Origin of the sequence: Tahibacter amnicola (assembly GCF_025398735.1) — a bacterium.
Taxonomy (GTDB): Bacteria; Pseudomonadota; Gammaproteobacteria; order Xanthomonadales; family Rhodanobacteraceae; genus Tahibacter; species Tahibacter amnicola.
The window spans coordinates 2,589,620-2,614,903 of record NZ_CP104694.1; the positions used below are offsets into that span (position 1 = coordinate 2,589,620).

A 25,284-nucleotide genomic window follows, 5' to 3' on the forward strand; every position below is an offset into this window, starting at 1 on the left:
TTCGGCCGGATACCTTATCCATACGCCAGCCATCGGGAAATGGCGATGGGTTATGCGGACTCGACCGATCCCCCTGTCGCCACGCGAGCGGTCAATCCCTGGGGCGGTACCGGGCGATCAGGACGCGCGCCGGGCTTTACCACTCGGCCAGTGTCGTCTCCATCTCCGTCAGCGCGACGGTTTCGCTCGCCCTGGGGAATCAGCAGCCATCAGGGAATGATGTTGCGGTTCCACGCGTTGACGATGGCGTCAACGGGTTGATCCAGGAGGTCACCATCGATGAGCCCAGGTGTCATGGGTGAGTGCCGTAAGAAGGGCAGGCTTCGAAGATATATACAATTAGAGATGTATCGTTTGAAGCTCTTGTTTAGAGCAAATCGATGCGACCTTGCTCTGGTTTGGCGCGCGTCGGGTGATCTCCATCGTTTAGGGTTGACTTTATAGGCATACCCTTCCACCACGCGCTTTCCGTCCACGCGATGTTGCGTCCACTGCGTACCGACCGGATGTGCCATAAATCCGTTCGAGTTGGCACGGCGACCCCACTATTCTCCGTGCCCTTTGCCGATTCGCCCTGTCTGTGCGCGTGCGACACCGTACGTGCGTACTGACCTGATGCGTGCGAGCGGATGGTGATCATCGGGCGTGATCATCTTCCTTCTGATTTTCCGAATAGGACTGTGCGCCGCTCCCCGGCTGGGGTGTCGGTATCGGCTGCCTGTGTCCCTGACTTTGATTTGACCGAGGATTTTTCGTGGGTATTCCTGACGCTGTAACGGGCGGGGCGCATGGCGCTCCGACGTCGGCGCGCTGTGGCTTTGTGTCACGGATGCGACGGGTATTGATGGGATTGTGTGGTCTGGTGACGGCGGGACTGTCGCTGCAGGCCGCGGCGGCGGTGTCGCCGCCGGATCCGGCGGTGTGTCCGGCCAGTACGCCGGTGCTCGATTCGGGCTCGACGAAGATTTTCCCGGGCCACTGGCATAACCCGCAGCGTCACGGGACGGGGTGGGATTTCTACTTCACCGAAGGCGGCAGCGTGCTGATGGGGTATTGGTATACCTACGACAGCGTGACGCGTGCGCCGGTGTGGTACATGGTGACGGCGCCGGTGATCGCAGGCTCGGATACCTGGGCGGGGACGCTGAACAAGATCACGTTGCCGCAGAGCGGTCCGAACGCGGGCCGTGTGCAGGCCACGCCGATCGGATCGGTGGCGGGGCGCACCTACGGTGGCACTGCGACGAAGATGGCGGTGCGCTGGGCGATCGACGGTGTGATGAACAACCCGCCGAGCGAGTGCCTGTACGACCTGTTCCGCGAGTCCAAGATCACCGCGCCGCAGCCGGGTGCGGTGGATCCGACGTACACGGGCAACTGGGCCGATCCGCAGCACCTGGGCTGGGGCATCAACCTGTCGGTGGCGAACCTGGGCAGCGCGATCGCCGAGACCGAGAAGGCGGTGATCTACGACGCCGCAGGCCAGCCGGTGTGGCTGATGGCGACAGCGGTGGGCGCTCCGTCCTCCGACACGATGAGCGCGCCGCGGCTGCTGCTGTACCGCTCGAGCAAGTACCGGGTGGACCAGGCGTGCGAAGACAACCTCAACACGCCGGTGAACGAGTGCGTGCAGGTGTGGGATGACACCACGCGCAGCCACAACGCGGGTACCGGCGCGTGCACGGCGGCGTTCAGTGATCCGGGCCAGCTGCTGCGGCGGCTGGGCCACCGCTTCACGAGCGCGACAGAGGGCCAGGCGAGCCTGGTGGTGAAGGTGGCGGCGCGCCTGTGCGACGGCGTGACGACGCTCAACAACGCGGCGATCAACTGGCCCGGTACGGTGGCGCTGCCGCCGTCGAACACCGCGCAGGGCAATCCGGCGACGTTGGCCAAGCAGTCGGGCGTGACGCACGTATACGTCAATTCCCCGGTGTGCATGGCCCCTTCGGCGGTGGCCTCGTGCAACGTGCTGGTGTCGTGGGCGTCGCTGACGACGGGTAACCGGCTGTACCGGGTGAACGGCACGTCAGCGACGCTGGTGTCGAGCGTGGGCGCGGGCACCCTGACCGACGCGCTGCCGGTGGGCTCGCGGGTGCAGTACGAACTGCGCAACAGCGGTGGCGTGGCGCTGGCGACCTCGGCGGAAGTGGTGGTGACGGCACCGGCGCTGGATGGCGGCGACTCGACCCTGGGGCCGCCGGATGCGGCGCCGGGTGCGGCCGCGATGGCCGAGCCGTCGCTGGACCTGGCCTCGGACACGGTCGGTGCGCTGGCCGGTGAGTTCAAGGTGGACGAGGGCGGCAATGCGACCTACCGCATCCCGCTGTTCACCCCGCCAGGCCGTGGCGGCCTGGCCCCGCCGGTGGCGCTGAGCTACCACAGCGGTGCCGGTGAGGGACGCCTGGGCATGGGCTTCTCGCTGGAGGCGGCCGGCGCGATCCAGCGTTGCCGCTCGGGCACCGAGTTCGGTGACCCGGCAGCCAGCAGCGGCCAGCTGGACCAGTTGTGCCTGGACGGCCAGCGCCTGCTGCTGGTGCGCGGCCAGGCGCAGCAGGTGGGTGCGGAATACCGCACGGAGATCGAGTCGTTCCAGCGCGTGAAGATCGTGCAGGCGTCGCCGCTGGTGTTCACGGTGGAAGGCAAGGACGGTTCGCTGCGTCGCTACGGCGGCAGCGGCGGCACGCTGACGGGCCATAACCAGGGCAGCGTGGCGGTGGCCTGGCTGCAGACCGAACACCGCGATGCCTCGGGCAACGCATTGACCTACACCTACGCCAGCGGCAACGGCGAGCGGGTTCTGAGCACCATCAGCTACCAGGGGGGTAGCATCGATTTTGCGTACCGCGCCTCGGGCCGGTACGACATCAGTCATTCGAGCGCGGGCGACACGGTCAGCAGCCAGCTGCTGACGGCGGTGACGGTGAAGGGAGCGGACGGCAGCGTGCTGCGCCACTACCCGGTGACCTATCGCGATGCGTTCAGCGAACTGAGCGGCACGCTGGTGCGGCCGCGCGTGCAGACAATCCGCGAGTGTGCCGATACGGGCGAGACGGTGTGTTACCCGGGAACGCGGTTTGACTGGCAGGAAGTGTCGGGCAACGTCGATACGGGCAACACCGATGCCCAGGGCGGCAAGCGCTTCCCGAACCTGCGCTTCCATCGCCTGGGTGACTTTGACGGCGACGGCCGCGCGGACATCGCGTGGATCGACGCGGGCCGGCGCGTGTCGGTGACCTACTCGCGGCCGGACAGCCGCGGGATCAACTTCTCGCCGAACACGGCGCTGGTGACGCTGGACGGATCGGGTCGGGGCACGCTGGAGGTGTTCGACCTGGATGCAGACGGCTATGACGACATCGTGTACCTGACGCGCGGTGCCTCGGGCCGGCTCAGCTGGATCCTGCGCCGCTCGACCGGTGCGGGTTTCGCGCCGGAAGAAGTGCTGCTGGCGGACGTGGCCAACGGTGTGGCGAACGAGATGATCGTGGAATCGTCGCTGGTGGACCACAGTGGCGACGGCCTGCCGGACCTGATGTTCTGGGCGGGCCTGCCGCAGGTGGCGCTGATGGAACACGTGCGCACGGACGTGAATCGGCCGCTGCGCTTCGTGGCGCCGATCGGGGTGAAGTTCGAAGACCAGTTCCCGTACCAGAGCGGCTGCGCATCGGCGCTGTCGATGCCGCGGCGTGACCAGGAGCGGGCGCAGGTGGTGGATGTGGACGGTGACGGTCGCGCGGACCTGGCGTTCCAGTCGACGTCGGTATGGTGCAACTCGGGCACGGTGATCGGCGCGGCCGAAGGGCCGGTCGACAACAGCGTACCCAACGGCCAGGATCCGGAAGCAGGCGAACAGACTCCGGCCGGCACGCCGGTGCACTTCTACTCGGTGGCCTACCGGGTGAATGGGGTAATCAGCGAGAACGGCCAGAACAAGCTGTCGTTCAAGCGCTACGGCCGCACCATTCGCGTGGCCGAGAACATGAGCGAGACCGCGCATGAGCGGGCGCGCCAGCGCGTGATGCACGCCGATCTCAACGGCGACGGCGTACGCGACATCGTCTACCTGAAGGACAACGGGGAATGGCGTTCGAACCTGAGCGTGTCGGGCAGCACCAGCGGCCTGGACGTGAAGATCGAGAACGTCAACGCCAACCACATCGACAAGGTGCAGCTGCTCGATTACGACGGCGACGGTCGCCTGGACTTCTGGTGGCCCGACGCGAGCACGCCCAATCGCAACTATGTCGTGTACCTGTGGCGCGGTGACCGCTTCGCCACGCAAGCCATCCGCACGCAGTTCGTAGCCACCGCCGGCAACGACTGGATGCGCCTGCCGGCCGACTTCGACGGCGACGGCATGGTCGACAACCTGGTGATCAAGCCGGTGCAGGACAGCACCAGCGGCGACGGCGGCTGGCAGGTATACCGCTCGGTCAACCATCACCGTCCGCGCGGCGTGGTCAGCACGATCACCAATGGCCTGGGCGCGGTGACTCAGCTGGACTACTCGCCGCTGACCTTCCGCTCGGTCTACTCGCGCGACTACGACGGCGTGGCACGTCCCTGGGGCCGCGGCGCCGTGGTGTTCGACCTGACCCTGCCCAACTACGTGGTGCACTACGTCGAGAGTAGCGCGCCGACCTGGAACAACGCCTCCGAACGCTCGGCGGTGCAGTACAGCTATGCGGGCCTGAAGGTGCAGGCCGGTGGACGCGGCTCGCTGGGCTTCCGGCGCGTCTCTACGATTGATCTGCAAACCGCCGTCACGGTCGATACGAGCTACAACCAGAACTTCCCCTGGAACGGCCTGCCGGTGCACACCGGCACGCGCAAGCTGAGCCAGCTGCCGGCGGACGTGTGCCGCCCGGGCGGTGCGCTCAACGACGCGGCGGCCGGCTGCTTCAGCCACGTGGCGTTCTGCCCGTCGGGGCGCCTGCAGGTGTGCGATGCCTCGCAGCCCGAACCCAATGCGGTGATGCTCAAGGCGCTGGTGGACGTCTATGCCTGGCGCTACCAGCCACTGGAGCTGTCGCCGGCCGGTGTGCCGGCGGAACTGAACTACAGCGTCGAGAGCCCGATGAACGCGCCGGTCCCGGCCGGCCTGACGCCGCCGATCTTCATCGGCCGCACGGTCTCCAACACGAACGACTATTACGACGCGGGCGGCGTACGCGGCTACACGGCGTTCGTCGGCACGCAGTTCGGTACGTCCGGCTACGACGACCACGGCAATGTGCTGTACAGCAAGGTGACCACGCGGCGGCGCGGTATCGGCGGCCAGACCGAGGACGGCACCGAGGTGGTGCTGGAGACGCGCAACCGTTTTCTCGACACGCAGGATACGCAGACCTGGAAGCTGGGCCGCCTGCAGAGCACGGACACGCTGACCACGCGCAAGACGATGCGCGGTGGCCAGGCCACGACCACCACGCTGGGCCGCCGGGCGAGCTTTGGCTACACCGCCAAGGGCCTGTTGGCCAGCGAACGGGTGGAAGGCATGCTGGGGGCGAGCGTGGATGCGCTCACGCCCGATCCGGGCACGCGTGGCGTGGCGACGTACTACGACGTCAACGCGGCCGGTAACCGGGTCGGCACGGCCACCTGCAGCCTGGATATTCCCGAGGCCACCTGCCGTGCGCTGCGCGCCCCGTCCACCAGCGGCTACCTGTTCCATCCGGCCGACCGGCAGGTGATGCGCTATGCGCGCAGCACGTATGACAGCCTGGAACGCTTCGTCAACAGCACCAGCGGCGCGATCTCGACCGGCCTGGATGCGTCGGCCGAGCGCACGCTGACGACGGTGACAGCGCGCAACAGTGGCGGCGACGTGCTCGAGGCGACCGATGCCAATGGCGTGAGCAGCAGCACGCGCTACGGGCGCCTGGGCCGCAAGCGCTTCGGCTACAGCAGCACCGGTGCGGCCTCGCGCGTGGACTACGCCCGTTGCACCAGCGCCAACTGCCCGACCGGCATGGCGCTGGCCTATGTGATGACCACGATCACCGCGCCGCCGTCCGCCCTGGCGCAGCCGAGCGTACCGGCGAGCGCGATGACGGCGCCGCAGCAATGGACCTACTTCGACCTGGTCGGCCGTCCGGTGCTGAGCGTGAGCCAGGGCCTGCGTGCCGGGGATGTGGTCAGCGTGCTGACCCAGTACGACGATCGCGGCAATGTATACCGCCAGTCCGAGCCGTTCTTCGCCCAGGGCCTGAACGCGCAGGCGGCCACGCCGGCCACCGGCGTGACGCCGGCCTGGACCACGACCCACTACGACGCCCTCAACCGCCCCGAGCGCATCGTGGCGCCCGACGGTGGCCAGACGAGCAAGGTGTACACCGGTTCGACCGTCGTCACGACCCTGCCGGCGAACAAGAACGGCCAGGTGCAGACCCTGACCGAAGTGCGCAATGCGCAGGGCGAGCTGGTGTCCACGACCGATGCGAACGGGCTGGTGGTGGAGTTCCTGTATGACGCCGGCGGCAATGTCGTCAACACGACCCGCAACGGTCGCGAGACGACGGCCAGCTACGACACACTGGGCCGCAAGAAGTGGACGAACGACCCGGACGCGGGGATGTGGCGCTACGTGACCAACGACGCGGGCGAGGTGATCGAGCAGACCGGCCCGCGTGGCACCTGCACGCGCCAGCGCTACGACGGCAATGGCCGCCTGTGGCAGCGCAAGGACTACAGCGACGCCAACTGCACCGCCGAGGTGGCCAGTGCGACCTGGCGCTTCGACACGGCGGCCTATGGCGTGGGCCAGCTGGCCTCGGAGGAGTCGAGCGAGACCGGTGCGATCAGCGTGGTGCGTAACTACAGCTACAACGAGCGCGGCCTGGTGGCGCAGGTAGCGACCACGCAGGACAACAAGACCTATGTCGCCCAGTCGACCTATGACGCGGCGGGGCGTCCGTTCCAGAGCTTCTTTGCCGCCCCGGGCCTGCCGACGGTGGGTGAGAAGACGGTCTACAACGAACGGGGCTATGCCTACCAGGTGCGCTCGGCCTATCCGGCCGGCAGCGGCGCGCTCTACAACGAGGTGCAGGAACTGGACGCGCGTGGCCAGGTCAAGCGCGAGCAGCGTCTGATCGGTGCGGCGTTCCTGACCGAGCGGCAGTACGACGCCCGCACGGGCCGCCTGCTGCAGCAGAAGGTGCAGAACGGCAGCCTGCAGCAGCTCAACTACACCTACGACAAGCTGGGCAATGTGGATTACCGCGAGTCGGTGCGTCCGAGCGGCAACAGCTACGAGACGCTGCGCGAGACCTTCGCCTACGACAAGCTGCAGCGCCTGACCGGCTCGACCATCACGCGCAATGGCGCCACGACGGGCACGACGGGCCAGCTGTTCGACGGCGTGGGCAACATCACGCAGAAGAATGCGCTGGCCTATACCTACGGCCAGCTGGCGTCGGTGTGCAGCAGCGTGCCGGGTGCGGCGACGCCGGGTCCGCACGCGGTGAGCCAGGCGGGCAATACGCAGTACTGCTATGACCGTGGCGGCAACGTCATCCGGATCAACAGCCCCAGCGACAACCGCGAGTTCACCTACAGTGCCTACGACCTGGTGCGCGAGGTGCGCTCGACCACCAACGGCACGCACACCGGCTATGACTACGGTCCGGGCCGCGAGAAGGTGCGTCGTCGCGATTACCCCAACGCCACCGCCACGACGGCGAACGCGCTGACCGACTACGTTGCCGGTGCGGAAGTACGCTGGGTCAATGGCGCGATCGACGAGGTGCGTCGCTATGCCGGCGGGTTGCTGGTGATCCAGCGTCTGCAGGGCGGGGCGTACCGGGTCAGCTACCAGTACCTGCTGACCGATGCGCAGGGTTCGACGGATCTGGTCGTCGACATCTGGGGCCAGCCGGTCAACGCGAACGCGACGATGAGCTTCGACGCCTACGGCCAGCGTCGCGACGCGGCCGACTGGAACGGTGCAACGCCGTGGAGCTGGAGCCTGGATGCGGACCTGGACCGCACCACGCGGCACGGCTACACCGGCCACGAACAGGCCGACGAAGTGGGCATCGTGCACATGAACGGGCGCATTTATGACCCGATGCTGGGCCGCTTCCTGCAGGCCGATCCGTTCGTGCAGGCGCCGGGCAACAGCCAGAGCCACAACCGCTACAGCTACGTGTTCAACAACCCGATGGCCTACACCGACCCGACCGGCTACTTCGGGTCGAAGGAACGCGGCAATGTGCGCACCGCCGCGGCGATCGTGATCTCGTGCTTCATGCCGGGCATGCTGACCACCTACACCAGCATGGGCCCGACCGCGGCCGCGGTCGTCACCGGTGCGGCCGCCGGTGCGGTACAGAGCGGCACGGCGCGCGGTGCCGCGATGGGCGCGATCACCGCCTACGCCTTCAGCCGCGTGGATGCCGCCTTCGTCACCGCCGCCGACAAGGCCGGCGGCATGACCCCGTCGCTCTTCGCCAGGAAGGCGCTCACCGACGGCATCCTGGGGGGCGTGCTCGCCACCGTCAACGGCGGCCGCTTCGGCCACGGCTTCATCAGCGCCGGCCTGAGCAACTACCTCGCCCCCACCTCCGCCGACTTCAACGACCACCCGATCGGCACTTCACTGGCCATGGCCGCGGCGGGTGGTACCTTGTCCGCGGTCAGTGGCGGCGACTTCGTGAACGGGGCGTTGACGGGGGCGTTCAGGGCGGCAACGGGAACTCTGAGGGCGCACGGAAGCAAAACTGGACAATCGGTCGATCGCGCGCTCGAGCAGAGAATGGCGAATGCGGCGTACGGGGATCCAGACTATTGGCTTGCGTGGGAGCTGCCCTCACTCCCGCAGGGGTTGGTGGACTTCGCAGCAGGAATGGGCGACACGGCGAGTTTTGGACTGAGTGCGCACATTCGTGGCCTATGGGACATCGACGGCGGTGTCGACGAGACGTCAAATTCCTATAGGACTGGAATGGTTGCAGGTATACCTGCCGCGACTGGCACAATCTTGGCGGGCGGGATGGCATTCAACATGGGTATTCGGGCCGTTGGGGGAGCGCGCACGCTTTACCATTTCACGAGTTCGGCAGGTGCGGCAGGTATTGCTGGTGACGGCGTGATCAATGCGTCGATGGGAATGGCTGGGCGCGGTGTGTATGCAGCAGCGCTTCCCACGCGATGGCTGACTTTCGGTGCGAGAGGAGCGGATGTAATGCTCACAATTCCCACCGCGGGCCTCCGGGTAGGCGCTGGCGTCTGGCCAGGTACCTTCCGGATTATGGGTTCGGTTCCATTTCCATAGGCGACCCCAATGAAACAGGTGCTATTTTTTGCGATCACACTGGTCCTGGGGTTTGTCGTCCAGTCTCTGCTGTTTAAGAGACCGGATGTGAGCTGGGCTGTTGCGTTGACAACGTGGCAAGGGCTATGGGTTTTGTATACCGCTGCTGGATGGGTCATTGCCGAAATCGCCACGCGATCCCGTCCAGAAAGCCGGCCTGGGAAGAAAGAAGGCGAGTGACGTTTTCTCTCCGGCTTCCCCGAGGCAGTGGTCGACGAAATCTGCCGGCATCGTGCCGAGGTGATCCTGGCCATTGCCGGTACGCTGCGCATCAAGGGTATGCACTGGGATGAGGGCTTCCTGCACGTGGAGGGCAAGCGCGCCAGCTACCGTATTCACCTGCTGAGTGCGGCAGTGCACGTGATGCCTGGCGCGCACCTGTGCATCATCCTTGATCCAGCTGGAAAGGAAGACGATGTGTATCTGCCGTTTGCCGATACGGACGCCATGATCAGCATGATCCTCTCCAAGGCACTGATGCTGGCCGACGACAAAGCGATCCGTGATCCGGCCATCCTGTCGCAGCTGGAGGCGCTGGGAAACTAGTGACCTGTCTCGTAAATGCGCTGAAGAAATTCCGGATGGATCGCGTCGAAAGACACCGGAATTATTCAGTGGTACTTGCGAGACAGGCCACTAGCGCGCAGCGGCAGGGCGCACGAAACTTACAGCCAGCGCCAGCGTCAGCGCGCAGGTGACAATGATCCAGTCCCATGCGCGCAGAGTGCACCAGGTGGCTGCGCTGAAGAGGCACCACGCCACGGGCACCGGCAACAACAGCGCACGCCAACGCCCTGGCGCCAGCGCCAGCCAGGCGATGGTTGCCAGTGCTGTCGGATCAGCCGTCATGCCGAATGATTCCAGCTGGTTCCATTGCCGGCCGGTGAACATGCCGATGGATGGGAGGGCGAGGCCGCAGAGGGCGAACACCATTGCCGCCGCGCGCTGGCGTGGAACGATATCCAGTGGCCGGCTCTGCCATGCCACCAGTGCCAGGAGCAGCGCTTCCACCATGAATGCCGTGGCCGCGTAGTGCATGCCCCAGTGAATGGACGAAAATCGTTGCCAGAAGAAGGCGACGCCGACGAAGGCCCATGCAGACGCAAGTGCCAGGGCGGCACCTCGCCACAGCGAGCCTCGCCAGAGCGAAACGGCAATCCCGATGCCGATCATCGATGCGAATACCGGTAGTGGCTCCCAGCTTTTGTTGTAGGCCTGAATCAGTCGCAGGTAGCTGCGCAACGAATACATCAGGAAATCGGAGAAATCGTAGCTCCACCACTCCGACATCACAGTGCCTCGACGTAGGCGATCATGCGTTGGCGCATCGCCGCATCCGGCATGCGTCCGTGCGCCGCGCCCATGTTCTCGCGGACGTGGGCGACCTGGCTCGTGGCGGGGATGGCGCACGTGACTGCCGGGTGGCTGATGATGAACTTCAGCAGGAACTGCGCCCAGTTCGTGCAGTCGATCTCGCCCGCCCACGGTGGCAGGGGTTTGTTGCGGAGTGCATCGATCAAGATGCCCTGCCGGAAAGGACGATTGCAGATCACGCGCACACCGCGCTCCGTTGCGAGCGGTAACAGGCGCTGTTCGACCTCGCGATCCAGGATGTTGTAGGTGAACTGCACGAAGTCCAGCGGTTCGTTCTTCAGAAGCCGCTCGATCTCGTCGTGACGCCGGCCTTCGGAGGTGGTGATACCCACGTAGCGCAGCTGGCCGGACTGCTTCATCTCGCGTAGCGTCGCCAGATGGTGTTCGACACCGAGCAGGTTGTGTACCTGCAGCAGATCGAACCGCGGCACCGACCAGTGTCGGCGCGACTGTTCAATCTGTGTTCGACCGTCCCGGTCGCCGGTCCACACCTTGTCGGCCGCAAACAGGTCGCGCTGGCGATCGAGCTTGCGCAGCGCATGGCCGATGACGGCCTGCGATGAGCCATACATCGGCGACGAATCGATCAGCCGGCCGCCCAGGGCAAAGAATTCGCCGATGACGGCTGCGCAGTCGTCGCGCAGTTCCGCATCGTCGCCGACGTTGAATGTGATCCAGCTGCCGAGTCCGATCGGCGGAACGATTTCCCCGGTCGTATGAACCAGCAGTTCAGCGCGCGGTCCGCGAAGCGGGCACATCCATAACCCCGTGGCCACGGCGGCGGCGCCCAGCAGGCGGCGACGCCGGAGGTCGATCGCGTGGAGGTGTTGCTCGGACATAGTCGCTCCCGCATTCGATGGGCTCAGGCGGCACCCCATCGTCGCGCGGATGCCGTGAGCATCATCGTATTCGCCGGCGCATCCGGCGGGCGTCGCTTGGGCGCGACAGGCGCCCGGCTGGGCGCAAGCGCGCGGCGAAAGGAGGTCTGGCGCACCTGACAGCAGCCGCTCCGGACTGTCCTGTCCTATCGGGCCCGACACGGGAACGCGACGTGGGACCTCGCCGGGTGGACTTGTCACGCGCAGCCGGCGAGGGAGAGCGTGCTATTCATACGGTAGCGATGGCGCCAGAGCAAGCGCTGGCAGCGCCAGCGCTTGGCGGAACGGTGGAAGTCGCGGACGTCGCCGGGCGTTTCCTCTGGCAATGCGTCCAGGCTCTTCTACGGAAACACTTCCGTGCGGAAGACGCCCCAGGCTTCGTCGCCACTGAAGTGCAGCTGCCGGCCGGCGACAACGACGCGCGTGCGTCCACCGCTGACCTGCCAGCGTGCAAAGGAACCCCAGTCAAAGGGCAGGGCGCCGGGAACGAACGGCGTGCGGTTGAACGAAACCAGGCCGTTTCCGCCGAACGTCGAATCGATATCGCCGTTGCTCAGAAAACGGCCGACGATAGCAGCCGTACCGGTGGAGGAGAACATCGATCCCGCGAACAGGACGGTGCCATCCCGCGTGGGTAGCAACTCGGTCAGTGCGGATCCGAAGCCTGCGATGGGATGCACTTTGCGAAACACCTGAGTACCGGTCGTGGTGTAGGCGGCCACGACGCTGTTGTCGTAGCCGTTCTCGCCCTGAGCCGTGCCGCCAACCCAGATCCGACCCGTGGCATCGGTTGCGATGGATTCGCACGCGTCCATCCTGTTACTGCCAGGCAGGTCGACAGCGACGGTGAGCTTTCCGTCGTTGCTGAAGCTCGTGTCGAGGGTGAGATCTGGCTTGAGCTGGGCAACGGCAAAGTCCAGGTCTTCCTGCGCGTCAAACAACGTCCATCCGCAGATCAGCAGCTTCCCGGTACCGACGCGGGCGATGGCGGTCGGATGGTCCGGACGGGACACGCCCGACGCCGTGAAGTCGATGCGACTGGTCAGCAGTGCCTGCCAGGTGGTCCCGTTGAAACGCCAGCGACGCACGACCCAGTCACTGCTTGGCGAAAAGTCGCCGGCGCCCACTGTCACCACGTCCCCATTGGGTTCTATCACCAGATCGACACCGTGCTCGGCAATGGCTTCGCCGTGAATGGTGCTGGTATACGGGCCGCGTTGGCCATCTTTGCCGAGGCGTTCGAGCGTGACGCAGGTCCGAAGTGCCGGTAATGGCGCACAGGCCTTGGCCGTGGAGAGCACGACCAGGGCGCCGTCGCCAGCGACGGCCACGGCGTTGGTCGTCGTTTCGCTGGCACCTGTCGCGTAGCTAAGCACCACGCGACCGTTCTGGCCGAAGCTCCAGTCCCGTGTGCCATTGGCGTTAAGACGGATCAGTACGCCTTTGCCGGCGATGGAGGCCGCGCCGGCGGTGGCGAACACGATCTTTCCGTCTGCCTGGGTCGCCATGTACCGCGCCTTGCCGAAGCCGTCGGTGGTCTGGTCGTAGAAGTGACTGAAGGGCGGCGTGGCGCCGAAACTGAAGTCGATCGCGCCGGCGGCGCTGGCCTGGCTGTTGGCGAACAAGGCGAGACTGGCAATCACGTATTTCACGGGCGTTCCTCTGCTGTCGGGGCCGGGCCGGAGCGGCGCGGCAGTCCGTAGCAGGCAGAAACGCAGGTTGGGGAAAAATCCGGAAATTGCGATAGGCCCGGGCCGGATCGACGATCGGGCCCGGGCGCTCGTCCCTACTGCCGCTCCACCACCAGGCTTGACGCCAGGTCGTTGAAATCCGGCAGTCCCGTGGCATCGGACGTAACGACGCGAGATCGTCCCTGGAAACCGGCGTGTTCGAACAGGGTGACCTTCCAGCCCGGCAGCACGACGACAGAACTGACAACGTCGTTGCCGATGCCCAGTGCGCCGATGTCGTAGCGGCCTTCGCCAAAGTGCTGAGTGCGTCCGGCGTATCCATTGTGCTCGAACACGGCGACGGCAGGTTCCTGCGTGACGACGAGACTGGACATCGTGTCGTTGAAGTCCGCGAGAAATGGCGTATCGCCGCGCACCGTCCTGCTGCGGCCCTGGAATCCGGCGTGCTCGAACAGTGTGACGGACATCCCTGGTGGCACCGAGAGCGAGCTCAGGGTGTCGTTGCCGATGGCGAGCGAAGCAATGTCGTAGCTGCCCGGTCGCAAGGACTGCGGCCGGCCGGCATAGTCGGCGTGGCTGAACAGCGTAACGCCGGTATTGAGCGCGATGATCTTGTCGATCAGGCCCTGCCCGGGAAAATCGGCCATGACTGTGCCGACAAAATTCAATCGCGCGGCGTCGATGAGCGCTGACGTCAGCACATTGGTTCCTTCGAAGGCGATGGTGCAGATGCCAATGAAGCAGCTGACGCGGGGAAAGTCCGGGTAAGAGCTGTTCCAGCCGGGTGTCGTCAACCCTGTTGCCAGGCGCGATGCGCCCGTACCGGGGCTGGAGTGGCCGCTGGCCACGAAGTAGGGAAATGCGCCGCCGGAGCCGGACAGGTAATTCATATGGAAGGCGCGTACCGACTCATCGCTGGCGTTGGCAGCCAGCAGATGGTGCTTCACCGCCAGCCACTTGTCGTAGAGCGCCCAGTTAGTGGAAAGGTGGTAGTTGTCCTGGATGGCGAGCGCGCCGTAGGCGATGCCGAAGCGTGCCCCGGCGAAGTTGGCCAGGACGACTATTTTTCCACGCACATCGTTCAGCGTCGGGTTGGGATCGTTTGACTTCCAGAAATAGCCGCTGTAGCGCGGATCGTTCGCGTAGGTATCGAATATCTCCGGGAAGCTCATGGAGCTGTTGGCCGGTTCATGCTCTTCCTTGATACGCATCAGCACCGTCTCGCCGGGATGCTGTTGCAGGAAGCGCGCGACGGTCTGGAGGACATCGTCGAAGTTGGCGTGCAGATAAACAGCGCCGTGATGCATGGTGAACTTGTTATCGATTCGCCGGCAGCGGATATCGAGCACCCGTACGCCAGCAGCCAGCTGCGTGGCCAGGGGCATCGTCTGGGTCTGAGCGATATCGGCCAGCGGGAAGGACACGTTGTACGCCATCGTGTCGTGGGTGCCGGGAAGGGAAAGGTCTTTCAACCGGCGGTGCCCGGCAACGCCGCGCATCCAGTCGCTTTGGGTGTGGGTGATGCCAGTGTCGTGCGAGTAGGCGGATGACAGGTGGGCAGAGGCGGTGTGCGTCAGCGCGAGGGACAGGAGCACTCCACCAAAAAGATGCGCCTTGCCGGAAGTACGCATGTTCGTGACAACCATCGTTTCATCCTCAACAGGGGAACTGCGTGGAAGAACACGTACGGGGAACAGCGGGCAGGGACGATTGATCCGTTCAGGGCACCATGGACGGCTCCGGATGTCAGTTCGAGGGCAAGCGAGCCCGCACCGGCGGCGACGCCGGTGAGGATGGGAAGGCTGTGCGACGGCACGGGCCGGAGGCGATCGAACGGCAGTGCATCCCGTGGCCCGCGGGCGCCATTCGCAGCGGTATTCAAGCACAGACTGCCGGGCCGGCTGCAAGGGAGGGTTTCCGGTCGACAGGCTTGCCGGGAATGCCCCCCATGGTCCGCATTGCCCCTTACGCTGGTGCGCGTACAGTGGCCGCCTGTCGAATGTCGATTTTCGAAGGGCCCGATCGTCTCCACCGTGGTGGAACCCACCGACAACCCAAAGGAATCCCATCCATGCAGTACATGCTCTTGATCTACAGCGAAGAATCGGCCTGGGCGAACCTGTCGCCGGCAGACATCACCCAGGTGCTGGAGGCCTATCGGGCCTACTCCAGGGAGCTGGCGGAGGCCGGCGTGCTGCGCGGTGGCTCCGAACTGGCGCCCACGGCCACGGCCACCACGGTCCGGGTGCGCAATGGCAAGCCACTGCTGACGGATGGCCCCTTCGCGGAAACGCGCGAACAGCTCGGCGGCTACTATCTGATTGACGTTCCGTCACTGGACGAAGCCACGCGCTGGGCTGCCCGGATACCGTCGGCAACGATGGGGTCCATCGAGGTGCGGCCGCTGACCGAGAACCAGGCGAACGCGCAGGTGTGAGGGTCGGGCCGGCCCGGTGTCGCACGCCGGCCGGCCCATTCCATGATCAACCGGGCCATTGCCACGCTGTGCCGCCAGGAAGGCGGCCGCATTCTTGCGAGCCTGATCCGCCACTTCGGCGACTTCGACATCGCCGAGGAGGCGCTGCAGGACGCATTCGAACAGGCCCTGGGTCATTGGCCGGCAGCCGGCGTACCTGATAACCCGGCGGGCTGGCTGTTCCGGGTGGCGCGCAACCGGGGCCTCGACCAGCTCCGCAAGCGTGCGCCGTTGCACCACGATGCGGCCCTGATCGAACAGATCCAGGCGCCGTCGCGCGACGATGACGATACGGCCGAATTCGGCAGCGATGACGATCGGCTGCGCCTGATCTTCACCTGCTGTCATCCGGCGCTGGCACCATCGGCGCAGATCGCGCTGACCCTGCGTACGGTCTGCCAGTTGCAGACGGCTGAAATTGCCCGCGCGTTTGTCGAACCGGAGGCTACGACGGCGCAGAAACTGGTGCGCGCCAAACGCAAGATCAGCCAGGCACGGATTCCCTATGCGATTCCCGTGCGGGAAGAGTGGCCCGAACGCGTGGCGGCGGTCTTGGCCGTCGTCTACCTGCTCTTCAACGAAGGATATGCCGCGACGACGCACCACGGCCTGCTGCGCCTGGACCTCACCGCCGAAGCCATCCGCCTGGGGCGCGAGATGATCCGGCTGCTGCCGGACCAGGCCGAAACGACGGGGCTTCTGGCGCTGATGCTGTTTCACCATTCGCGCCGCGCGACGCGTGTCGATGTGGAAGGTGTGCTGGTTCCCCTGGAGCTGCAGGACAGGGGCGCGTGGGATCGCGACGAAATACGCGACGCCACGGCGTTGCTGGATAGTGCCTTGTTGAAGCGGCAGCCCGGCCCTTACCAGATCCAGGCCGCGATCGCTGCCCTCCACGCCAATGCGCCGACAGCAGCGGACACCGACTGGATCCAGATTGTTGCGCTGTACGGGGCGCTGCTGCGCCACCAGCCGACGGCCGTCGTCGAGCTCAATGCCGCTGCCGCGCTGGCCATGGCAACGTCACCCGAGCAGGGATTGGCGTGGATGGATCGGATTGCGGCATCAGGCCGCCTGCCGGAGTACCACCTGCTGCCGGCGGCCCGTGCAGACCTGCTGCGTCGAATGGCGCGTTACGACGAGGCTGGCGTCGCCTACCGCATGGCGTTGGCGCTGGCGACCAATCCCGCGGAAACCGCCTATCTGCAGCGCCGGCTGGCGCAGGTCGAGGCCGCTTCCGCGGGTGGCAGCATCAATCCCAGCCGTCCGTGAACAGGTCGTCACCGGTGCGAAGTACACCATTGGAATAGACAGCAATGAATTCGCCCTTGCCGGCAGACGCTATGCTCTGCAGGAAGTGAACCGGCGAGTCGGGTTGCCGGGTCCAACGGATACCGTCGGGCGAGGTGGCGACGACGAAGTTCACGCCCATGAACTGGCGGCCGTCCCAGGCGATCTGGTCGAAGGCATGCCAGGGCAATCCGGTCGCGTGTGTCTGCCAGGTGGCGCCGTCGGTCGAGGTCATGACATTGGCGGCCACTGTCGCGACGAACACAGACCCGTTCCATACCACGTCGCGCGGTCCCTGGTACTGGCCGTCGGTGCTGTCGTAGCGCACCGTCCACGCGATCCCGTCCGGCGAGCTGATGATGGCGCCACCGTCGACCCATGTGCCCACCGCGACAAACACCTCGCCATTGAAAACGACGCGGTTGAGGCGCCGGAACGTGTTGGAGGTGCGTTGTGTCAGATCACGCCATCTTCCGATGTCTGCACGGTACCGCCGTCGCCAACGGCGACGAAACGTCCGCGCCCCCAGGCCACGCTGTTGACGGAATAGCTCGGGGAGGTTGCGGAACCGGCAGGAATCCAGGTCGTGCGATCGGCCGATGCCCAGATCGAGCCGCCCACGATGACGCTGCGTTCGCCGACGGGCGTCTGCGCGCGGGCGATGTCGGTGAGCGGCGGTGTAAAGCCATGGCCGACCTGGAACGGCGTCCAGTGGCGACCGTCGGACGACCGCAGCGAAGGGCCGAGATAGCCCAGCGCGACGTATTCATCTCCCACCCACCGCACGGCGTAGAGATTGGTCAGTTCGCCCTGGCGACGCGGCGTCCACGATGTGCCGTCGGGCGAGGTGGCGACAAAGCCGTCTTCGCCGACCAGGACGAACTGGGATCCGGTCCAGGTCACGCCATTGAGTTCGCCGTGGTGATCCACTTCCCGTGCTTCCCAGGTGGAACCATCCGTCGAGACGTATATCACCGCGGGCTCGGCGCCACCGTTGTAGCCAACTGCGACGTAACGGCCGCCTCCTGCGGCCAGGTGACGTCTGTCGTGACCCGGGAAGGGGGTATTCGTCCACTCGGTGAGATTGGTCGTCGTGAACGTGAGCGGCTGGTTGGATTTGTCGCGCGCGAGGAAGGTCACGCGGCCGTTGCCGGCGGCGATGGCGTCGGCGCGCAGGCCGGGCAGGCGGTGAGATGTCCACTGCGCGCCGTCCGGTGATGCGAAGATGGTCGTATCGTCGTAGGTGAAGCTCGCTGTCCCGGTCATTCCGATCGCGACAAATTGCGCGCCGGTCCAGACCACGTCCTGCAGGCGGACGCGATCGGCCAGCGCCGGATCAATGTGCGAGGGTTGCCAGGATTCGCCGTTGGCTGAGGTCAGGATCGCGCCGCTGTCGTCAGTGGTGGCGACAAACCGGGTGCCATCGCTGGCGATGCGGGTCAGGCGCAAGGACGCGTCCTGGAAGTGCGGTGTCCATGCGCGTCCGTCGGGCGAGGTCAGCAAGGCACCGTCCCAGCCGACAGCGACAAAGCGGCTACTGCCCCAGGCGACGCCACGCAGGTAGGCGCGTGTGTTACCCGGGCGGGGTGTCCAGGTGATGCCGTCGTCGGAACTCAGCAGTGTGCCGCGATCGCCCACGGCCACGTGCGTGGATCCGTTTGAGAGAACGGCCTGAAGCGTATTGCCCTGCGGCAAAGGGGTGGACCAGCGCCAGGCCTGCTGCGCGGCGGCAGGCAGGGTGCCAGTCATCAGGCAGGCAGCGATGGCACCGGTAACGGAAAAAGATCTAAAAAGGCGCGTAAACGCGTTCATGGTGAATTTCCCACGGTTTCGTACACAGGTATCGGTGTGTACGACGTGGGAAAGGCGCTTCCACCCGACCTCGACGAACTCGCAGACGCAGAAGTGCTGGCCAGCTACGGTTCTGTGCGCTCCAGCCACGCCAGTCCCATCGGATTGAGGCTCTGCACATAGCGGCGCTCGTCCGTCTCGGTGATGCCGGTGACCTCGGGGAACGCGCCGGTCGGATCCTGCAGGTCTTCGACGATGGTGCCGTCATCAGTGAAGGCGATGGCGTGCCCATAGGGCGGCGGGGGCGGGCGCATCACCGGCGGCAGGCGCAGCAGGAGTTTTCGCAGGGCGGGCGCGTCGGACATGTCGTCCAGCAGTGCCAGTCGTGGACTGGCCAGCCCGAGCCAGACGCGCCCGTCGCGGCCGCGCAGAAGGTTGTCGGGAAAACCGGGGAGGTTGTCCAGCAGTACGCTCGCCTGCGGGGTCGCCTGACGGATATCGAGCTGGTCGGCATCTACGCCGATTTTCCACACGCGGTAGCGCGCCATCTCCACCACGAGCAGGTGCGCCTGATCGCGGGTGAGGGCGATGCCGTTGGCGAAATTCAGGCCGTGGACGACGATTCGTGCAGCCTTCGTGGCCGGATCGTATTCGATCACGCGACCGGACCCGGATTGCTCGACGATGTCATGGAGACTGGCTTGCTTGAGACCCAGATCCGCCGGGGAAAAACGGGTCGTCGCGTCGGTGAGATACACCTTGCCGTTTGCAGCCACCACGACGGCGTCGGCGAAACGGATCGGATCGCCCTCGACCGTGTTGGCCAGTACCGTAACCGCACCTGCCGGGGTGATCGCCAGTAGCCCCTTGATGGCATCGGCGGCAATCAGGTTGCCGGCGGCATCGAAGTCAAATCCCAGCACGCGGCCGCCGGTGGTGGCGAAGAGCTCCTGGTCAGTCCCGTCCGGCTTCATGCGCAGCACTTTGCCATTGTCGACGGCCAGGTACAGCTTGCCGTCGGTGTGCAGCACGATGTGTTCGGGGGCGGTGTCGGCGCCCAGCGGCACGACAGTCAGGTTCGACAGCCGGGTATTGGCGGCATGAACGCCGGTGTAGCCGGGAGACGGCTTTGCGGTCCACCGTGTCGGCTCGATTGGCACCGGCCAGAACATCAGGTAAGCGGCCAGGGCGACGCTGAGAAGGGCCAGGCTCAATGCCAGTCGTTTCATACGGATGTCCCGGGTGGCGTGCGGCGGTGCGGTAGGCAGGCGCCGGCGATCCGACACTGTACTGGGCGACACCGCGTACTGTCGACGGTTGCACACGCGGTGGCTGGGAGGACGCCTCGAATACACATCTAGCTGATTGACACTTTTGCACGCCGGCTCCCGAATTCGGGTGACGCATGAGGGATCCGTCGTGACGACGGGCCCCGGCGCTACCCGATGTGTAATGAGGAGACTGCTGTGAAGGGAATGAAACGGTGGATTGGCGTGCTCGCCGCAGGCCTTGGGCTGTTTTCCGTAGCGGCCGGCGCGGCCGTTACGCGTCAGGTGCTATCGCTGCCGGACGTGCCTTTGCGTCCCGGTGTCGCGGTGACGCTCAGCGCCACGGTGTTCCAGAGTCAACCCGCGTGCCTTCCGTCGCAGACGGTGCTCGCCCTGCACGGGCTTGCGCACACGGCGGCCACGTATGAGCCGCTGGCGCGTACCGTGTTCGCGACGCCGCTGGCGGCACGCGCCGTGTGTCGCGTCGTCGCATTGGACCTGCCCGGACACGGCCTGAGCGGATTGCCCACGGGCCTGCGGTTCGGCGAACTCACCCTGGACGACTACGTCGCGGCGCTCGACGGCGCATTGCCCCGGCTGCGTGCCCGTGGCATGCACGTGCGTGCGCTGGTGGGTCACAGCATGGGCGGTGAAGTGATCGTGCTGGCGCAGCAGGCGCTGGCCAATCGCGGCACCAGCCTGCGCGCCGCGCACGGCGTGGCCGGTGTGCTGCTGCTCGCCCCGGCGTTGCCGCGTCCGATGGCGTGGTCGCTGGCCGATAGCGGCGCCGCGGCCCAGGTGCTGGGTCCCTTCATTGGCGAGGATCCCGTACTCGGCCCGGTGGTGCGCATCCCGGAACCCGCCTGGACGGCGTTGTTCTTCACCAATGCCAGCGGCACCGTCGTTCCCGGCACGCCGGCGAACCCGCACCAGCGCGGCTACATCGCGGCGGAATCGCTCTTTGCCGGTGCCCAGCTGACCGGCACTGCGCCATTCGTGCGTCCCAGCGTGGCAGCGGGGCTGTTCGCCGCCAACCGTGGCACCGCGCTGGGCGTGGTCAGTTTCAGTGACGATGTGTTCCTGCCGCCTGCGGAAATTGCCGCCCTGCATACCCATCTGACGGCCAGCACGTCCGGAATGGGCCACGTGACGGTGACAGATCCTGCCGCCGTTCACGACATGTATCTGTCGAATCCCTCGCTGATGGTGCAGCGTGCGATAGCAGCGTTTGCTGCTCTACTTTAACCACCACATCACGCTCCTCCGTGACCCGGCAGGCAGTCCCTGTCTGCCCGCCGGGATTTTTCAGGACCGCCCCCGCGCCGGCGGTCTCAGAATAGTCTCCGGCGCGCGTGCAGATACCTTCCCGTTCAGCATTGCGCCATTGTGCGCAGGGTGGAGATAGCAATTCCGTCGCATTTCGGCGTCAACGGTTGTTCGTCATCCGCGTTCTTGCACGCGCAGGGGATAGGGACGCGCAACGCTTGGCGGTGCTGCCGGCGTCGTCAGGCGCGCGTCATTGGGTGGCATGCCACCATGAGCAGACGGGATGGCGCATATGAAACGACTACATGGGTTATTGGCGGCCGTGGCAGCCTTGGTGGCGATGCCTGCGGCCGTAGCAGGGACAGATGGTGTGCCACACAGTGGTGCGACGGCGCCGCCATCGCCCGAGTTGAGCTCGGAACGTCGGGGGATAGGCCTTACGGCGCCTACTGCCTCCGGAAGAGAAGGTGCTCCGATCGATCCGTTTCGCTCGCTGGCGGTAACGGATCTGGCCATCCTGGAGAAGTTCACGTTTCTGGAAGTGATGACAGCCGCGACGAAGGTCGTCGGCAACACGATGACACCGCTGCAGTCGTTCCAGCAGTGGTGGGATACGCAGAACCTCGCACCTGGCCTTGCCCTCGGACCGCACTGCGACGACCAGCGCAAGAACGGCGTACCCGTCTTCAACGGATTTGCGTTCCTGTGCCCGCGTGCGGAAGGCGATCATGTGAACATCGATCCCTTCGATCCGGGCCCGACGGGCTTCATGCCGATCGGGTTGTTCAACCGGTTCGACCTGGCGCCCGCCGACGGCAGCGACTGTGGCGAGTACCGCATCCTGTTCGCGCGCCGTTCCGGGCAGAACATTCCATTTTTCCGGAATCTGTTGATCTTCGAGGCCGTACTGCCCAATCCGCGGCCGGAGCTGGGATTGAACGGCTGCGCCCGCGTGGCTGAGTTCTGGGGCAAGTTGTCGGAAGAAGCCGATGCGCAGGTGCGGGCCACCCGGCTGCACGACTTCTACTTCAAGGGACTGCCGGGCTTCCCGCCGGTCGTGGCGCCCAACCATTACGGCGCCGGTCCGAAGGGCCGAGGACAGGTGCGAACGAACCAGTTCATGCAGTTCCCCTGGAATCTGCGCGAGTTCAAGCTGGCGCGCGTGTGTGATAGCGCCGTGCAGTGTTCGATCCGGTTCATGCCGGCGACCGACAAGACCAATCCCGCTGCCACGCTGTTCAACGGAACGAACGCCCAGTCGCAGAATTTCCAGCAGGATTTCGTGGCCAACCAGGTGGCACGGCTGGCGGTACCCGACATCAACCTGTTCAGCTTTGCGCCGCCGAACAAGTTCAACACCGGGCAGAGCCTGTCACAGACCGAAGAGAACGACTATTCACTGGCGTTTCTGTCGGCGCCGGCCGCGTTCCGGTCGGCCATCCAGGACAAGCTCGATCAACTGGGTAGCCCCCTTTCCCCGGACCAGATCGTGGCGCGTGCACAGACGCTGTCCTGCGGCGGCTGCCATGAGCTCAGCCGTTCGGCGGATATCGGACATGACCAGACGTTTCCCGCCTCAGTGGGTTTCGTGCACGTGGCTGAGAACCAGTTTGAGAGCGGTCCCGATGGCACGCGTTTCATGACCTCGCCAGCGCTCAAGGATGTGTTCCTGCCGCACCGCAAGAATGTACTGGAGGCGTTTCTGTCCCAGACCGCGGAATTGCCGCGTTGCGCAATGCCGTGCACTACACCCGAAGGTACCGCGACCACCTGCCAGGAGATCTGCGTCGCACCCTAGCCATAGGCGCACGCGGAACCACAGCCGGTGCCGACAGGCGCCGGCTGTCTTCGCGTCTCCTTGACGCAGGCAGGACATCCGCAAACCAGTAGCACTGCGCCGGTGCACGTCCACGGACGCCGCACAAGGATGAAGGTTTCGTGTAGCAAACACGCCAGGTTGACGTCGCTCTAACAAATGGCGGCAGTGAGCGGTCAGGAATCGGTGTTTGACGCGCGCGGGGGAATCGTGATCGGCGACGAATTCGTCTAGGATAGTCCCGGGCAGCGTTCCCGAGCTGGCTGATTTCGATCTTCGCTGTTGCGTGGAATTCGAAAGTGCGTTCTGACGGAGTACCGGCGGAACCAAGGAGTGGTTCTTGCTGTTCGCGGCGAGAACGATGGGATTTTCTCTTTACGTCGACGCGACGACGTCAGACCGCCTGCCGCTGCGCGCTGCGCCGCACATCGCGTTCTCGTCGTACGACTGTCAACTAAAAGAGGATTCCACATGGATATCTCGTTGCGTCGGCATGCCCTTGCGTCGGCGGTACTCGTGGTACTTTCGTCTTCGCCGGCATTGGCCGCCAATGTCTTCTTCGAGGACTTCCAGATTCCCGGCGGCATGGGGCAGCACGGCTGCCAGGTATCCGTCAATGCCGGCGGCGCCGGCACCTATCCGTTCCCGGCCAACTGGTTGCTGCGCAACGTGGATAACCGGACGCCGGCTACCAATGTGAATTACGTCAACGACGCCTGGGAAGATCGCGAGGACTTCGCCAACGATACAACCGACTGCGCCGCGTTCAGCACCTCCTGGTACAGTCCGGCCGGTTCCGCCGACGACTGGATGTGGACGCCGGCGATCGCCGTGCCGGCCGGAGGCGCGAACCTGACCTGGAACGCCATCACCTATGACCCCTCGTATCCGGATGGGTACGAAGTACGCATTATGGCGTCGCCCAATGTGCCGACCGGCGGGACGGGGACCATCGGCAACCAGCTGAGCAGCAGCACGCAGCTGTTCGCGATTCCGCAGGAGAATACGGCCTGGACGCCGCGTTCCGTTTCGCTGGCCGCCTACTCGGGCCAGACTGTCTATATCGGGTTCCGCAACAACAGCAATGACAAGTTCCTGCTGTTGATTGACGACGTGGCCGTCGTGTCGTCGGCCCCCGACCTGGCTGCCGAGGAGTCATTGGCCTTTCCAGTCGACTATCCCCTCGTGCCGGCGGGCATCAAGGTGGAGGCGACCCTCGCAGCGCGGGCACGCAACGCGGGCGGCGCGACCCTGACGAACGTCGCGGGTACGGCGCAGCCCAAACTCGATGCGGTGGCGGTCGGGTCTGTGCTGCCCTCGACCAATACCATCGCCTCGCTGGCGGTCGGTGCGACCGATACGCTGAGTTTCCCGTCGCCCCTGGTCATTGACGCGCCGGGTGACTGGTCAGCGACCTTCACCATGACGGCCACGGAAACCGACGCGGAACCCGGCAACAACACACTGGACGTACCGCTCACCAGCGTCGGCGGCAATGCCTGGTCGCGGTTTGAAGGTGCACCGACCGGAACCTTGGGAATCGGTGCCGGCAACGGCGGTGAGCTGGGCACCAGCTTCACCCTGTTGCGTCGCGCGGATATTCGCGGCATTCGTTTTGGCGTCGGTCCCTCGGCCGAGGTGAACTGGCCGGGCCAGGATCTGATCGCCAACGTTCGTGCCACCGACGGCACCGGGCAGCCGACGACGATCATTGCCTCGACGGTGCCGGTCGAGTCGACCGCCGAGGGTGGCATCTATGAGGTGCCCTTCGTGGGCGGTGCGATCAATTTGCAACCCGGCACGTACTTCGTCAGCGTCGCCGAGCCGGTCGGCGGACCGACCTTGCCGCTGTACGTGCATATGCAGCGCTTCGAGAGCGGTACGAACTGGGCTGCGCTGCAGACGCCGCCCACTTCGTGGTCGACGTTTGAGTCGTTTGGAACGGGCTTCCAGCGAGTGCCCCAGATATCACTGCTGGTAGAACTGTCCTTGTTCCGCGATGGGTTTGATCTGCCCGAGCCGGCGCGCTCGTCCTACCAGGTGGCTCCGGCGCCCAAGGCGGTGCCGCCCTTGCTGCGCAAGCCGGCACCGACGGCATTCTCGCAAGGCATGGCAAGATAG

General features: G+C 65.5%; 14 protein-coding genes. 7 read left to right on the plus strand and 7 right to left on the minus strand.

Annotated features, from left to right (window positions below; translation table 11 throughout):
- The first annotated feature begins 829 nt into the window (after positions 1–829).
- A complete protein-coding gene (locus tag N4264_RS11020) occupies positions 830–9,274 on the plus strand; it encodes an RHS repeat-associated core domain-containing protein (RefSeq protein ID WP_261697084.1) in 8,445 nt (2,814 codons plus the stop codon).
- A 246-nt stretch (positions 9,275–9,520) separates the two neighbouring features.
- Positions 9,521–9,859, plus strand: coding sequence for a DUF7737 domain-containing protein (locus N4264_RS11025; RefSeq protein ID WP_261697085.1), 339 nt, complete (start codon positions 9,521–9,523; stop codon positions 9,857–9,859).
- Positions 9,860–9,949: 90 nt separating this feature from the next.
- Here the strand turns inward: N4264_RS11025 and N4264_RS11030 are convergent, their stop codons facing one another.
- The 4 genes from N4264_RS11030 to N4264_RS11045 form a co-directional block, all read right to left on the minus strand.
- Positions 9,950–10,603, minus strand: a complete 654-nt coding sequence (locus tag N4264_RS11030; protein ID WP_261697086.1) for a DUF6064 family protein — start codon at positions 10,601–10,603, stop codon at positions 9,950–9,952.
- Positions 10,603–11,526 (minus strand): aldo/keto reductase, encoded by a 924-nt coding sequence (locus N4264_RS11035; protein WP_261697087.1) that lies wholly within the window; start codon positions 11,524–11,526, stop codon positions 10,603–10,605. The genes N4264_RS11030 and N4264_RS11035 overlap by 1 nt, the downstream gene beginning before the upstream one ends.
- 380 nt (positions 11,527–11,906) lie before the next feature.
- The gene (locus N4264_RS11040) at positions 11,907–13,217 is read right to left on the minus strand and encodes a delta-60 repeat-containing protein (RefSeq protein ID WP_261697088.1); all 1,311 of its coding nucleotides are present in this window, start codon (positions 13,215–13,217) and stop codon (positions 11,907–11,909) included.
- A 134-nt stretch (positions 13,218–13,351) separates the two neighbouring features.
- Positions 13,352–14,902, minus strand: a complete 1,551-nt coding sequence (locus N4264_RS11045; protein ID WP_261697089.1) for a phosphatidylinositol-specific phospholipase C domain-containing protein — start codon at positions 14,900–14,902, stop codon at positions 13,352–13,354.
- Positions 14,903–15,327: 425 nt separating this feature from the next.
- Here N4264_RS11045 and N4264_RS11050 point away from each other — a divergent pair, with 425 nt between their 5' ends.
- A complete protein-coding gene (locus N4264_RS11050; RefSeq protein WP_261697090.1) occupies positions 15,328–15,693 on the plus strand; it encodes a YciI family protein in 366 nt (121 codons plus the stop codon).
- A 42-nt stretch (positions 15,694–15,735) separates the two neighbouring features.
- On the plus strand, positions 15,736–17,004 hold the full coding sequence (locus N4264_RS11055; protein WP_261697091.1) for an RNA polymerase sigma factor: 1,269 nt from the start codon (positions 15,736–15,738) through the stop codon (positions 17,002–17,004).
- Here N4264_RS11055 and N4264_RS11060 read toward each other — a convergent pair.
- The 3 genes from N4264_RS11060 to N4264_RS11070 form a co-directional block, all read right to left on the minus strand.
- Entirely contained in the window at positions 16,985–17,410 is a 426-nt protein-coding gene (locus N4264_RS11060; protein WP_261697092.1) for a beta propeller repeat protein, read from the minus strand. The genes N4264_RS11055 and N4264_RS11060 overlap by 20 nt on opposite strands.
- A gap of 68 nt (positions 17,411–17,478) precedes the next feature.
- Positions 17,479–18,834, minus strand: coding sequence for a WD40/YVTN/BNR-like repeat-containing protein (locus N4264_RS11065; protein ID WP_261697093.1), 1,356 nt, complete (start codon positions 18,832–18,834; stop codon positions 17,479–17,481).
- 104 nt (positions 18,835–18,938) lie between these two features.
- Complete coding sequence (locus N4264_RS11070) at positions 18,939–20,042, minus strand: SMP-30/gluconolactonase/LRE family protein (RefSeq protein WP_261697094.1); 1,104 nt, start codon at positions 20,040–20,042, stop codon at positions 18,939–18,941.
- A gap of 246 nt (positions 20,043–20,288) precedes the next feature.
- On the opposite strand from N4264_RS11070, the gene N4264_RS11075 reads away from it, so the two are divergent.
- The 3 genes from N4264_RS11075 (at position 20,289) to N4264_RS11085 (ending at position 25,284) form a co-directional block, all read left to right on the plus strand.
- Entirely contained in the window at positions 20,289–21,326 is a 1,038-nt protein-coding gene (locus N4264_RS11075) for an alpha/beta hydrolase (RefSeq protein WP_261697095.1), read from the plus strand.
- Positions 21,327–21,639: 313 nt separating this feature from the next.
- The gene (locus N4264_RS11080) at positions 21,640–23,145 is read left to right on the plus strand and encodes a hypothetical protein (protein ID WP_261697096.1); all 1,506 of its coding nucleotides are present in this window, start codon (positions 21,640–21,642) and stop codon (positions 23,143–23,145) included.
- A 489-nt stretch (positions 23,146–23,634) separates the two neighbouring features.
- Positions 23,635–25,284 (plus strand): choice-of-anchor J domain-containing protein, encoded by a 1,650-nt coding sequence (locus N4264_RS11085; protein WP_261697097.1) that lies wholly within the window; start codon positions 23,635–23,637, stop codon positions 25,282–25,284.

Coding starts and splice junctions, on each gene's coding strand:
- N4264_RS11020 (WP_261697084.1), top strand. CDS start 830: ATGCGACGGGTATTGATGGGATTGTGTGGTCTGGTGACGGCGGGACTG.
- N4264_RS11045 (WP_261697089.1), bottom strand. CDS start 14,902: ATGGTTGTCACGAACATGCGTACTTCCGGCAAGGCGCATCTTTTTGGT.
- N4264_RS11085 (WP_261697097.1), top strand. CDS start 23,635: ATGGATATCTCGTTGCGTCGGCATGCCCTTGCGTCGGCGGTACTCGTG.
- N4264_RS11065 (WP_261697093.1), bottom strand. CDS start 18,834: ATGAACGCGTTTACGCGCCTTTTTAGATCTTTTTCCGTTACCGGTGCC.
- N4264_RS11070 (WP_261697094.1), bottom strand. CDS start 20,042: ATGAAACGACTGGCATTGAGCCTGGCCCTTCTCAGCGTCGCCCTGGCC.
- N4264_RS11075 (WP_261697095.1), top strand. CDS start 20,289: ATGAAACGGTGGATTGGCGTGCTCGCCGCAGGCCTTGGGCTGTTTTCC.
- N4264_RS11035 (WP_261697087.1), bottom strand. CDS start 11,526: ATGTCCGAGCAACACCTCCACGCGATCGACCTCCGGCGTCGCCGCCTG.
- N4264_RS11030 (WP_261697086.1), bottom strand. CDS start 10,603: ATGTCGGAGTGGTGGAGCTACGATTTCTCCGATTTCCTGATGTATTCG.
- N4264_RS11055 (WP_261697091.1), top strand. CDS start 15,736: ATGATCAACCGGGCCATTGCCACGCTGTGCCGCCAGGAAGGCGGCCGC.
- N4264_RS11080 (WP_261697096.1), top strand. CDS start 21,640: ATGAAACGACTACATGGGTTATTGGCGGCCGTGGCAGCCTTGGTGGCG.
- N4264_RS11050 (WP_261697090.1), top strand. CDS start 15,328: ATGCAGTACATGCTCTTGATCTACAGCGAAGAATCGGCCTGGGCGAAC.